Source organism: Brevibacillus centrosporus, from assembly GCF_046622605.1.
Taxonomy (GTDB): domain Bacteria; phylum Bacillota; class Bacilli; order Brevibacillales; family Brevibacillaceae; genus Brevibacillus; species Brevibacillus centrosporus.
This window is the reverse complement of record NZ_CP176856.1, coordinates 5,847,389-5,860,850: the sequence shown is the minus strand read 5'-3', so window position 1 is coordinate 5,860,850 and position 13,462 is coordinate 5,847,389. Positions and strand designations below refer to the sequence as shown.

General features: G+C 51.1%; 9 protein-coding genes. All 9 read right to left on the bottom strand.

The features are described 5' to 3' along the window. Positions 1–56: 56 nt before the first annotated feature. The 9 genes from rpoE to ablA all read right to left on the bottom strand — a co-directional run bounded on the left by rpoE (position 57) and on the right by ablA (position 13,444). Positions 57–617 carry a DNA-directed RNA polymerase subunit delta gene (rpoE, locus tag ACLIN2_RS29200; RefSeq protein ID WP_411502894.1) on the bottom strand — a complete coding sequence of 187 codons (561 nt, stop codon included), beginning with the start codon at positions 615–617 and terminating at the stop codon, positions 57–59. A 320-nt stretch (positions 618–937) separates the two neighbouring features. Next, positions 938–4,189, bottom strand: a complete 3,252-nt coding sequence (icmF, locus tag ACLIN2_RS29195; protein ID WP_411502893.1) for a fused isobutyryl-CoA mutase/GTPase IcmF — start codon at positions 4,187–4,189, stop codon at positions 938–940. A gap of 26 nt (positions 4,190–4,215) precedes the next feature. Further along, positions 4,216–4,848, bottom strand: coding sequence for a TetR/AcrR family transcriptional regulator (locus tag ACLIN2_RS29190; protein ID WP_092268308.1), 633 nt, complete (start codon positions 4,846–4,848; stop codon positions 4,216–4,218). Positions 4,849–5,102: 254 nt separating this feature from the next. Continuing rightward, complete coding sequence (locus tag ACLIN2_RS29185) at positions 5,103–6,245, bottom strand: acyl-CoA dehydrogenase (protein ID WP_092268454.1); 1,143 nt, start codon at positions 6,243–6,245, stop codon at positions 5,103–5,105. 69 nt (positions 6,246–6,314) lie between these two features. Continuing rightward, positions 6,315–7,457 (bottom strand): acyl-CoA dehydrogenase, encoded by a 1,143-nt coding sequence (locus ACLIN2_RS29180; RefSeq protein ID WP_092268309.1) that lies wholly within the window; start codon positions 7,455–7,457, stop codon positions 6,315–6,317. 32 nt (positions 7,458–7,489) lie between these two features. Then, the gene (locus ACLIN2_RS29175; protein WP_327931311.1) at positions 7,490–8,341 is read right to left on the bottom strand and encodes a 3-hydroxybutyryl-CoA dehydrogenase; all 852 of its coding nucleotides are present in this window, start codon (positions 8,339–8,341) and stop codon (positions 7,490–7,492) included. A 13-nt stretch (positions 8,342–8,354) separates the two neighbouring features. Next, positions 8,355–9,533 carry an acetyl-CoA C-acetyltransferase gene (locus tag ACLIN2_RS29170; RefSeq protein ID WP_411502892.1) on the bottom strand — a complete coding sequence of 393 codons (1,179 nt, stop codon included), beginning with the start codon at positions 9,531–9,533 and terminating at the stop codon, positions 8,355–8,357. A 157-nt stretch (positions 9,534–9,690) separates the two neighbouring features. Then, positions 9,691–11,772 (bottom strand): (Fe-S)-binding protein, encoded by a 2,082-nt coding sequence (locus tag ACLIN2_RS29165; protein WP_411502891.1) that lies wholly within the window; start codon positions 11,770–11,772, stop codon positions 9,691–9,693. A gap of 301 nt (positions 11,773–12,073) precedes the next feature. Next, positions 12,074–13,444, bottom strand: a complete 1,371-nt coding sequence (gene ablA, locus ACLIN2_RS29160) for a lysine 2,3-aminomutase (protein ID WP_411502890.1) — start codon at positions 13,442–13,444, stop codon at positions 12,074–12,076. Positions 13,445–13,462: the final 18 nt, after the last annotated feature.

Below are 13,462 nucleotides of genomic sequence, written 5' to 3'. Positions count from 1 at the left end.
TCTTCATGTGAAGCCCAAGGAGTATTTTATCTGTCCCTCAGACGGAAGTCAAGGACTTATAATTTCTCGTCTTCTTCCTCTTCAACGTCGTCTTCCAATTCCTCATCTTCTGCTTCCTCGCCCTCGAACAGCTCTTCTTCTTCATCGAGCTCTTCTTCGTCGATTTCAGCATCAATTTCCTCTTCTTCGATCTCTGCATCTTCGTCCACGAAGTCTTCTTCGTCTTCAAAGATAACCACATCGTCTTCCTCGAATTCTTCGACGATGTCGTCTTCGGTATCGTAGTCGTCGAAATCGTCGTCGAGGATGACTTTTTTCTTCTTGGTTCCGCCGCCCTCTTGTGTTTCTTCGACAGTGTCGGTAGGGTACCAGCGTTTCAGACCCCAGATATTGTCACCGAGGCAAACGAAACGGCCGTCAATATTAATTTCTGTGTATACTTGAGCGATGATCGCCATGAGCTGTTCCTTCGTCATCTTGCGAACGGCAACCAGTTCATCCATCAGCTCGCGGAAGTTGTAAGTTCGATTGGTTTGACGCAAAATTTCATAGGCAATGTCAACCAATGCCATCTCACTCAGTTTCTCGGAATCAACATGAGCAAATAATTGACTCACTCAGGGCACGTCCTTTCCATTGAAAACTATGGGATACCATACGGCCGTCACTTCGATGTGAGGCGCGGCTTTGTATAGGTAAATCTACAATCATGTCGGATTCTTCGATTGTACAACATACGAAGGCTAACATACAGTATTCCTTATTTTAGACGAAAATGCAAGGCTTTCAAACAGGCCGGCAAATATATTATTCGCCCCCGTTTTCCCCTGGCAAAACCGGGCTGTTTTCGCCTGGTAATGACAAAGCAGATCAAAGGAGAAAGCAAAAGCGGCCAGTGATCATCACCAGCCGCTCTTTCTTGCAGAAAAAAGCCTTCTTACATGTTTCTGCGGTATTGTCCCCCTACTTCATACAGGGCCGCACTGATTTGCCCCAGAGAAGCTACCTTGACCGTTTCCATCAGCTCTTCGAAAATGTTACCTCCAGAAGTCGCGACCTCCTGCAAGCGACGCAGAGCCGCTCCAGATTGCTCGCGATGCTTTTCCTGGAAGGCACGCAGATTCAAGATTTGCTGTACCTTTTCTTCTTCTGTCGCACGAGCCAGCTCGATCTCGTAGTCTTCCTCTGACGAGTTTGGATTGATAAAGGTGTTGACCCCGATAATTGGCAGTTCACCCGTATGTTTTTTCATTTCGTAGTACATCGACTCATCCTGAATTTTGCCCCGTTGGTACTGAGTCTCCATCGCTCCGAGAACACCGCCACGCGAGCTGATCCGCTCAAACTCCTGCATAACGGCTTCCTCGACCAGATCAGTGAGCTCGTCGATGATGAAAGCACCCTGCAACGGGTTTTCGTTTTTCGCGAGGCCCAGCTCCTTGTTGATGATCATCTGAATAGCCATCGCGCGTCGCACCGAGTTTTCTGTCGGTGTCGTGATAGCTTCGTCGTAAGCATTCGTGTGCAAGGAGTTGCAGTTGTCATAAATTGCAACCAGCGCCTGCAAGGTTGTACGGATATCGTTGAAGTCCATCTCCTGCGCGTGCAAGGAACGGCCTGACGTCTGGATGTGGTATTTCAGCTTCTGGCTGCGGTCATTTGCGCTATAGCGGTTTTTCATAACAGTTGCCCAGATGCGTCGTGCCACCCGTCCAATCACGGTATACTCGGGGTCGAGTCCATTGGAGAAGAAGAACGACAGATTCGGTGCAAAATCATCGATGTTCATGCCGCGGCTCAAATAGTACTCGACGTACGTAAAGCCGTTGGCCAGCGTGAATGCCAATTGGGTAATCGGGTTCGCCCCAGCTTCTGCAATATGGTAGCCCGAAATCGACACGGAATAGTAATTCCGCACCTTTTTATCAATGAAATACTGCTGGATATCGCCCATCATCCGCAGGGCGAACTCCGTAGAGAAGATGCAGGTGTTTTGACCCTGGTCTTCCTTCAAAATGTCAGCCTGTACGGTACCTCGGACCGTGGAGAGCGTGTACGCCTTGATTTGCTCGCTCTCTTCAGCAGTTGGCTGACGTCCTTCGCGCTGCACGAAAGCTTCCATTTGCTGGTCGATAGCCGTGTTCATAAACATCGCCAAAATCATCGGTGCAGGACCATTGATCGTCATCGACACAGAAGTGCTTGGCGCACACAGGTCAAAGCCGGCATACAGCTTTTTCATGTCATCCAGCGTACAAATGCTCACACCGCTCGTTCCGATCTTGCCGTAGATATCCGGACGGTAATCCGGGTCTTCTCCGTAAAGAGTAACCGAGTCAAAAGCGGTACTGAGCCGTTTCGCCTCGTCATTTTGCGAAAGGAAGTGGAAACGTCTGTTGGTCCGCTCTGGTGTCCCTTCTCCCGCAAATTGGCGCTTTGGATCTTCTCCTTCTCGCTTGAATGGAAAGACGCCAGCCGTGTACGGAAACTCTCCTGGTACATTTTCTTTCAGGGACCATTTCAAGATTTCGCCCCAATCCTCGTACTCAGGGACGGCCACCTTGGAGATACGCGTACCGGACAGCGATTCACTGAACAGCTTCGTCACAAGCTCCTTGTCGCGGATTTTGGTCACGAACTGATCCTGCTTATAGGCAGCTTTGAGCTTTGGCCATTGCGCGAGAATTCGTTTGCACTCTGGATGCAGCTTCTCCTCGAACAGCTCAATCTGTTTATCCAAGACAGCTGCTACCTCTTGTGCCGAAGCTTCCCCTGAAGATAGGAGCGTCTCTTTCGCCCCCTGCAGCTGGAACAGCTTACGTGCGATGGCGGATTGCTCATCCGTGTATTGGCGGTATTTCCTAACGGTATTGGCGATGTCTTGCAAGTAGTTGATCCGCTCTGTCGGAATCAACGAAGTTTTATGAATTTTAACAGGAGTCGTATCCAATCCCTCAACCGACCAGTCTACTCCTGTCTTTTCTACGATTTTGTGCATCAGTGCCGCAAACAGGACGTTTGTACCCGGATCGTTAAACTGACTGGCGATTGTTCCGTACACTGGCACTTTTTCATCCGGCAGCTCGAACAGCTGGTGGTTGCGGCGATATTGCTTTCGCACCTCACGCAGGGCATCCTCGGAGCCTTTTCGCTCGAACTTGTTGATGGCGATCACGTCCGCGAAATCGAGCATATCGATTTTTTCCAGCTGCGATGGTGCACCGAACTCACTGGTCATGACGTACATGGATACGTCGCACACATCCGTAACCTGCGCGTCGCCCTGACCGATCCCACTCGTCTCCACGATAATCAAGTCAAAATGGGCAGCCCTTGCCACGCGGATCGCATCCTCCAGCGCCGCAGACAGCTCCATGCCCGATTTGCGGGTAGCCAAGCTTCGCATGTACACACGAGGTGTGTTGTTGGCATTCATACGGATGCGGTCGCCTAATAGCGCTCCACCCGATTTTTGCTTGGATGGATCGACAGATAAAATCGCAACGGTCTTGTCCGTATACGTTCGAATAAAGCGTCGAACCAATTCATCTGTCAGCGAGCTTTTCCCTGCTCCCCCTGTACCGGTAATCCCCAGCACCGGGATCATCTCCTGCGGCTCTGGTACGCTGTTTTTGATTGGCTCTACCCACTCCGGCTGGTCAACGGCATATTCCGCTACAGAAATGAGTCGGGCCACGGCTTTATGATTTTGATCGCGAAGCGCTTGTACTTCATCGCTCAGCTGCTTGACCGTCGGAAAATCGGACTGCCGGATCATGTCATTGATCATCCCCTGCAATCCGAAGTTGCGGCCATCATCTGGCGAATAGATTTTACAGACTCCGTACTCTTCCAACTCCCGAATCTCGCGTGGAACGATCACGCCGCCCCCGCCCCCAAAAACGCGGATATGCTCAGCTCCTCGTTCTTTCAACAAATCAATCATGTACTTGAAATATTCCACATGACCGCCCTGATAGGAGCTGATGGCAATCCCTTGCACATCCTCCTGAATCGCTGCGGTAACTATATCATCAACAGAACGGTTGTGACCCAAATGGATGACTTCCACCCCTGAAGACTGCAAAATACGGCGCATGATGTTGATCGAGGCATCGTGACCATCGTACAAGCTGGCGGCGGTCACAAAACGAACTTTGTTTTGCGGACGAAAAACTTCTGTTTCCATCGTTCCACTCTCCCCGAGATTCAGTTTTAGTCGGAGACACTGATTTCGCGCAGCAACAATGCTATCTGCTTTTCGGTGAACTCCTCTAGCGTATAGTGCTTGTGCAGAGCCCAGCGACGGAATACCCACATCTCGCCCAGAACCATGATGTTATCCGCCATGAGCTTGACGTGTTTTTCATCCAGACGCAGGGAGCCGTCATTAATTCCTTTGTGAATGATCTCTACGAAAACTTGTGCAATCGCTTCTTCACGTCCTAATACAAAGCGAAGCGTTTCTTTTGGCAGTGACTTTGCTTCCTGATAAATGAGCAAAACACGGTCGCTCATCTGGTCCATCACACGGATAAAGCTCTTTAGTGCGAGGGTCAAGATTTTCAAACCAGACCCGTTAAAGTTGATCGCTTCGCGCAGACGAGTCTCCATCTCCGCATGGATCGCATCACATACGAGGTACAGCACGTCCTCTTTGGATTCAATGTACTCGTACAAGGTACCAATACTAAAACCAGAAGCGCGTGCAATCTCTCTAGTCGTCGTTTTATGAAAGCCTTTATGAATGAACAAGTTGACCGCTGCTTCAACGATTTGTTCGCGGCGCTTCTCAATGAGCTTAGGATCCTTAACCAATGAAGGAATCGTTTTTCTTTTCTCGGACATGACCGATCCACCTTTTCCACCGACTGAGCGTTTGGTCAGACATTTCAAAAAAGTCAAGTCAAAAAACACTCGTCTTTCGTATCTTATCGCAACCATTATACGCGAGTAAGACGAAGAAAGCCAAATCTTTCTTTTCCCAACCTACAGAAAGCGGACAGAAGCGAGAAGAATTGGCGGGAGCAGGTGAGACCTGCCCCCATGCACTCTTTTATGGTAATCGGTTATCTGATCAGCGCCTAGACTTTAGGGCTCGCCTATTCTTTCAATAAATAGTTGCTGATAACGACTCGCTGAATTTCGTTCGTTCCTTCATAGATCTGCGTGATCTTCGCATCGCGCATGAAACGCTCTACCGGATACTCACGCGTGTAGCCATACCCACCGAATACTTGAACCGCTTCGGTCGTTACCTCCATAGCTGTATCGCCCGCGAATACTTTGGACATGGCGGATGCTTTTCCATACGGCAGTCCTTGATCTTCCAGCCATGCTGCTTGGTAGGTGAGCAAACGAGATGCCTCGATCTTGGTCGCCATATCTGCCAGCTTGAACTGAATTGCTTGCAAGGAAGCGATCGGCTTGCCGAATTGATTGCGTTCTTTTGCATAATTGCGGGCCTGCTCGTATGCACCCTGCGCGATACCCAACGCTTGTGCGGCAATCCCGTTGCGTCCGCCATCGAGTGTCATCATGGCAATCTTGAAGCCCTCGCCCTCTTTGCCCAGCATGTTTTCAGCCGGAACGCGGACATCCTCGAAGTTGACCGCGAGTGTTGGCGAGGAACGAATCCCCAGCTTCTTCTCTTTTTTGCCCATCGTGAAGCCGTCCATGCCTTTTTCCACGATAAAGGCGGTAATGCCCTTGTGCTTAAGCTGTGGCTCCGTAACCGCAAACACGATGTAAATTTCGGCTTCACCGGCATTCGTGATGAAGATTTTGCTGCCGTTCAAAATATAGTGGTCGCCATCGCGGACAGCCGTGGTGCGCATACCTGCCGAGTCCGAGCCCGAGCCCGGTTCTGTCAGGCAATACGCGCCCATTTTCTTGCCTTCTGCCAGCGGACGCAAAAATTTCTGTTTTTGCTCTTCTGTACCGAATTTGTAGAGCGGCCAGCTCGCCAAGGATACTTGTGCAGACAACGTCACGCCGATGGATGCGTCCACACGGGACAACTCTTCCACCGCGATCACATAGCTCAGGTAGTCGGCTCCTGCTCCACCGTATTGCTCAGGCCACGGGATTCCCGTCAAGCCCAGCTCAGCCATCTGCTCAAAAATCGAGCGGTCAAAGCGTTCTTCCTCGTCGCGTTCCGCTGCCGAAGGAGCCACCTGGTTTTCGGCAAAGTCACGTATCATTTTTCGCAGCATCTCATGTTCTTCCGTTAATTGGAAATTCATTCCCACCACTCCCCCGTGTGCTTTTCGGTCAGCCCGGACATCGAACGCGTCGACGGACATCCTCGTTATTTAGTCAGCAAGCAAATGCTTGGCGATCACAATGCGTTGAATTTCGTTGGTGCCCTCGTAAATCTGCGTGACTTTTGCATCTCGGAAGAGTCGCTCTACCGGATATTCACGCGTGTAACCGTATCCACCGAAGATTTGCACGGCCTCTATCGCGAGCTCCATCGCCGTATCGGTTGCGAAGCGTTTTGCCATAGATGCTTCCAAGCCGCATGCTTTGCCTTGACTGCGCAGAGACGCCGCCTGATATACCAGAAGCTTTGCTGCTTCCGCCTTGGTCGCCATGTCAGCCAGCTTGAAAGCAACTGCCTGCTGCTTGCCGATGGACTGCCCAAACTGCTTGCGTTCTTTCGCGTACTCCGTTGCATATTGCACGGCTGCTTCCGCTATCCCCAATGCTTGCGCGGCAATTCCGATTCGCCCTGTATCAAGGTTGGCCATCGCGATGGTGAAGCCCTCTCCTTCCTGACCAAGCAAATTCTCGGCAGGGACGCGAGCGTTGTCAAATACCAGCTCAGTCGTATAGGAGCCGTGCAGCCCCATTTTCTTTTCCTTTTTGCCGACGGTAAATCCTGGAGTATCTTTTTCCACAATAAATGCGGAAATTCCTCTCGTTCCTTTCGACGGATCCGTAACCGCAAATGTGATGTACGTATCCGCTTCGCCGCCGTTGGTAATGAAGACTTTGTTACCATTTAAGATGTACGCGTCGCCCTGGCGAACAGCGGAGGTACGGATACTGCTCGCATCGGAGCCCGCATGCGGCTCAGTCAATGCAAACGCTCCCAGATACTTGCCTGCTGCAAGCTTGGTGACGTATTTGTGTTTCTGCTCATCGTTTCCGAAATAAAGAATCGGGTTGGTGCCTACCGATGTATGAACGGATAAGATAACGCCTACTGTCGCACTTACCTTGGATATCTCATGAATCGCGGTAATGTACGAGAGAAAATCCGCACCGGCTCCGCCCCATTCCTCCGCGATCGGGATCCCCATCAGCCCCATTTCGCCCATCTTTTGCAAAATGTGGCGCGGAAACTGATCCGTCTCCTCCATGACCGGAACAAAGGGTGCGATTTCTTTTTGCGCAAAATCGCGAACCATTCGCCGCATCATCTCATGCTCTTCCTTCATTCGAAGATCCATGTCTAGTCCTGCCTTTCTGCCTCAATCATCTGTCAGTTGTAAACGTAGAACCCACGACCGGATTTCTTGCCGAGCCATCCTGCCTTGACGTATTTGCGGAGAAGCGGGCATGGACGGTATTTCGAATCGCCGAACCCTTCATGCAGCACTTCCATGATATAGAGACATGTGTCCAGCCCGATAAAATCAGCCAGCGTCAGCGGCCCCATCGGATGATTCATGCCCAGCTTCATCACTTCATCGATTGCCTCTGGGGTAGCTACCCCTTCGTATACGCAATAGATCGCTTCATTGATCATCGGCATCAGCACGCGATTGGAAACGAAGCCAGGGAAGTCATTGACGCTGACCGGCACTTTTTTCATTTGCTTGGAGAGGTCTTCTGTCAGCTGGTAGACCTCGTCTGCCGTTTGCAGGCCGCGAATGATTTCGACCAGCTTCATCACAGGGACCGGGTTCATGAAGTGCATCCCGATGACTCTCTCCGGACGCTTCGTTACTGCAGCGATCTCAGTGATGGGCAGCGAAGAAGTGTTGCTCGCCAAAATCGTATGCGGAGGGCAAACCTCATCCAGTTTGGAGAAGATTTGTGTTTTGACGGCCATGTTCTCCGTAACGGCTTCGATCACAAAGTCCGCGTCCTTCGCATCTGCCAAATCGGTCGACAGGATAAGACGGGACAGTACCGCCTGCTTTTCCTCTTCACTGATGGAGCCTTTCTCCACGTTGCGCGTCAGGTTTTTCGTAATAGCCGCAAGCCCGCGCTCGACGAACTCCTGCTTGATGTCGTTTAAGTAAACGCGGAAGCCTGCCTGTGCCGATACTTGGGCGATACCGCTCCCCATTTGTCCTGCTCCGATAACCATGATGGTTTGTACGTTCATGTGAAGTGCCTCCCTATTCCACTTTAATCAGGACCGCATCACCTTGTGCGGCTCCGCTGCAAATCGCTGCTATGCCAAGGCCACCGCCTCGTCTTTTCAATTCGTAAGCAAGATGCATGATGATGCGCGCACCACTCGCTCCAATCGGATGACCGAGTGCAATCGCTCCACCGTTGACGTTTACCTTTTCTTCATCCCAGCCGACGATTTTGCCGCTCGTCAGGGTAACCGCTGCGAAAGCTTCGTTTACTTCAAACAGATCGATGTCTTCTAAAGCCACTCCGGTCTTTTTCAACAGCTTTTGGATAGCGAGGCCCGGGGTGGTCGCGATGTACGGCGCCTCCGCTCCTACCTCAGCGTGACCCAAAATGGTTGCAAGCGGCTTGATTCCAAGCTCAGCTGCCTTCGCATCCGACATGAGAACCATCGCCGCAGCGCCGTCGTTGATTCCCGGCGCATTTCCTGCTGTAATGGTGCCGTCCTTTTTATATACAGGCGGAAGCTTCGCCAAGCCTTCGAACGTTGTATCTGGTCGAGGTCCTTCGTCTTTACTGATAACGAGAGGATCTCCTTTTCGTTGCGGAATGCTGACAGCTACAATCTCATCGGCGTAGAGTCCATTTTCCATTGCTCGAGATGCACGCTGCTGGCTGCGCAATGCCCACTGATCCTGAGCTTCCCGCGTAATGTCGTATTCATCGGCCACATTGCTGCCATGAACCGCCATCGGAACTTGGTCAAACGGACAAGTGAGACCGTCGTACATCATCAGATCACGAACCGTTGCATCACCCATGCGCATTCCGTACCGGGCATCTGGAAGGGCATACGGAGCATTGCTCATGCTCTCCATGCCTCCAGCTACGATGATCTCTCCGTCCCCTGCGCGAATGATCTGATCTCCCATTGTGACAGCACGCATCCCGGAAGCACAGACCTTGTTGATGGTTTCACTCGCAACGTCCCACGGCAATCCCGCTTTGCGCGCTGCCTGACGAGAAGGAACCTGACCCGCTCCAGCCTGTACGACCATCCCCATGATGACTTCATCCACTTGCTCGCCAGATACACCAGAGCGTTCCAATGCCTCTTTGATAACGATTGCCCCTAGTTCAACAGCAGACAAAGGTTTTAATGCTCCGCCAAACTTTCCAAAAGGGGTTCTTGCCGCTCCGACAATCACTGTTTTCATCGCACGATCCCTCCACTTCGTTTTATATGACCGAGCGTTCGCTCATTTCTTATATACTCATTTTGCCGTTTGGTGCCACAATAGTCAATGTATTTAGAAAGAAAAAAGCTGCCTGCACTGACAGCAGCACAGCTTTTCTCCCTTGAGGCTTGCGGATTTAGATAGCGTCTGCCAGGATCTCCGCTACGTCACGCGTTTTTACCTCGTCTTCTTTTTCTTTCGTTTTCACACCGTCGTTCATCATCGTCAGGCAATACGGGCACGCACTCGCGATGGCCGTCGGATTGACTTCCAGCGCCTGCTCGGTGCGCGTCACGTTCACGCGGGAGCCTTCATGCTCTTCCATCCACATCAAGCCGCCACCCGCGCCGCAGCACATGCTGTCGCAGCCACTGCGCTTCATTTCGAGCACTTCTACGCCAGGAATAGCTTCCAGGATGACGCGCGGTTTGTCGTAAATCTCGTTGTAACGACCCAAATAGCAGGAATCGTGATACGTAATACGCTCGTTTACTTCCTTGGTCGGTTTTAGACGGCCCTCTTTTACCCACTGAGCCAACAGCTCGGAATGGTGGTAGACTTCTGCCTGCAGGCCAAACTCTGGATACTCGTTTTTAAACGTATTGAAAGCATGCGGATCGCAGGTCACAATCTTCTTTACTTCATACCCTTCAAACAGTGCGATGTTTTCCTGAGCCAGCTGCTGGAACAGAAACTCGTTTCCGATGCGGCGCGCGGTATCGCCAGAGTTTTTCTCCTCGTTTCCGAGAACGGCGAACTTCACACCTGCTTCGTGCATCAGTTTGACAAAGGCTTGCGAGATTTTTTGGCTGCGCAGGTCGAACGATCCCATCGAGCCTACCCAGAACAGGTACTCGAATTCCTCTACTTGCTTGACGGTCGGAACCTCGTACTCTCCATTCAAGCCCTCGATCCATTTCATCCGGTCTTTGCGATTGATCCCCCACGGATTGCCTTGACGCTCGATGTTGTTCAAAGCGCGCTGGGCTTCCGCTGGCATGCTGCCTTCAGTCATGACGAGGTAACGGCGCATGTCGATAATTTTTTCCACGTGCTCGTTCATCACCGGGCATTGGTCTTCACAGTTGCGACAGGTCGTACAAGCCCACAGCTCCTGCTCCGTGATGACATCTCCAATCAGGTTCTTTTCGTAGACTGTTGCAGCTGCAGCGCCTTCAGCGGTCGCAGCTACTTCGGATGCATGCATCGCGATTTGGTTCGCTTGGGTATTGGCAAATGCAAAGCTTGGCATCCAAGGCGTACGGGATGTGACCGCCGCCCCTTTTTCCGTCAGATGGTCGCGCATTTTTGTAATCAGGTCCATCGGGGACAGCATTTTACCGGTTCCCGATGCTGGACACATATTCGTACAACGTCCGCACTCCACACAGGCGTACAGGTCGATCAGTTGTGTTTGGGTAAAGTCCTCGATCTTGCCGACACCGAAAACTTCCTGGGTCTCGTCTTCAAAATTGATGCTCGAAAGCTTTCCTGGCGGGTCCAGCTTTTTAAACCAGACGTTCACCGGAGCAAACAGCAAGTGTGCGTGTTTGGACTGCGGCACGTAAACTGCAAAGCCGAGCAAAATGATCAGATGCGCCCACCAGAAAATGTAGAACAGGACGGCACTAGCTGTCGTTCCCACCCCGATCGCAGAGAAGAGACTGGCGAGAACCGAAGAAATCGGAGCAAAACCAGAAGGCTCATGACCAAGCCAGATCTGCTCAAATGCGAGTGAGAGCAGAACCGAAGCCATCAGGGAGGAAATCAGCAGCAGCACAATCCCTGATTTGAAGCCGCGTTTCAGGCGTTTCAGCTTTTCGATGTATCGGCGGTAAAAAGCGTAGCCAACTGCAGCCAAAATCAGGAACGTCGTGATCTCCTGCATCAGGCTGAAGTACTTGTGAGCGCTGCCAAACGGAAGCTCAAAGCCCTTCGACAGCCCTTTGATCACCAGCTCGATCGCACCGAATTGCAAAATGATAAAGCCGTAGAACATGACTACGTGCATAACGCCGCTCTTTTTGTCCTTCAAGAGCTTCTTATGAAAAATGACGTTGTCCAGCAGCAGATTGATGCGTGCGCCAAAGTCATCTTTCACTTCCGGCTTTTTACCCAGCTTGATGAACAAATACCGGCTGTACACAACATGTCCGGCCAAGTAAAGTCCATAAGCAAGCACCAGGAAAAAGGCAATCAGATTAATAAGTGCCAGCATGATTCTACTCCTCCTCCAATGATCGAGTTATCTATTTGTTTTATTTTATCAGAATCACCTCAGAAAATGAATGACTATTCAGTCTCTAGCATTCTTTTTCTGAAGAATAAAACAAAACTGAGCGGTCGCTCAATGATGATTATGCTATGATCTTACCACACTTATCGTCGGTCAACCATACTAAAAAGTGGGCCTTCGTAAACTTGGCTCGGTCAAGCCTTTGGGAAGGACCCATACTCATCTGAAAAAGAAAAACAGTCGCCTGGACGTGCCAGACGACTGCTTTTTCAGGTGCAATCTCTTACTTCCCGGATACTTCTTTTGAAGCAGCATCCGATTCTACCGTTTTCTTCTGCTTTTGCTCTTTTTGCTCACTGCGCACATCAGCCAAGGATTTGACCTTCGTCGCCTTGATACGCTTGTTACGTGGCAGATCGGTAGGCTCCAGGTTGTCTGCCTCATCCTGCATAAGCGCCGCGATCCCGACCGCTTTTCCTTTGGCTGCCTGGCAGTATTCGCAGTTTTCTTCGTCGTGCTCATGATATTGCTTTGGTTCTGGATAGGAGGTAATGACACCCTCGAAGTTGCGCAGAACGACTTTATCGGATGCCTGCGAGATAATGTAGTTCGGGCTCACCGGGATTTTACCTCCGCCGTGTGGAGCATCGACTACGAAGGTTGGTACAGCGTAGCCAGAGGTATGGCCACGCAGGTGTTCAATGATCTCGATACCTTTGCTGACAGGTGCGCGGAAGTGGCCGATCCCCTCCGACAGGTCGCATTGATAGATATAGTATGGACGGACGCGGATTTTCACCAGATCCTGCATCAGTTTTTTCATCGTATTGGGGCAATCGTTGATACCAGCCAGAATAACAGCTTGGTTCCCCAGCGGCACACCTGCGTTCGCTAGCATCTCACAGGCCTGTTTTGCTTCCGGTGTAATTTCTTTTGGATGGTTAAAGTGTGTGTTGAGCCAAACTGGGTGATACTTTTTCAGGATATTGCACAGGTTTTCGGTGATGCGTTGTGGGAATACCACAGGCGCACGTGTACCGATACGGATGATTTCCACGTGCTCGATTTCACGCAGGCTGCTGATGATGTATTCGAGTACACGGTCGTTGATCAAGAGACCGTCTCCACCGGACAAAAGAACGTCACGGATTTCTGGAGTACGACGAATATAGTCAATACAAGCATCCAGCTGTTTCTTTGGCACGCCCATTCCGATCTGGCCGGAGAAGCGGCGACGAGTACAGTAACGGCAGTACATCGAGCATTGGTTGGTTACCAGAAACAGGACGCGGTCTGGATAGCGGTGAGTCAGACCAGGAACAGGAGAATCCTCGTCTTCGTGAAGCGGGTCTTCCATGTCGTATTTGGTGCGGACCATTTCCGAGGAAAGCGGAACGGACTGCATGCGTACAGGATCGCTCGGATCATCTGGATCCATCAGGCTGGCGTAGTAAGGAGTGATGTTCAATGGGATGGTCTGGGTGGAAATACGTACGCCTTCTTCTTCTTCAGGAGTCAGATTGACTACCAGCTTGAGGTCATCTACGGTTTTAATGGTGTGGGTCAGCTGCCACATCCAGTCATTCCACTGTTCGTCGGTAACGTCTTTCCAGAGCTCAATATCGCGCCAATTGCGCTTCGTTGCTACTGTCATGGTTTGTTACATCCCCTC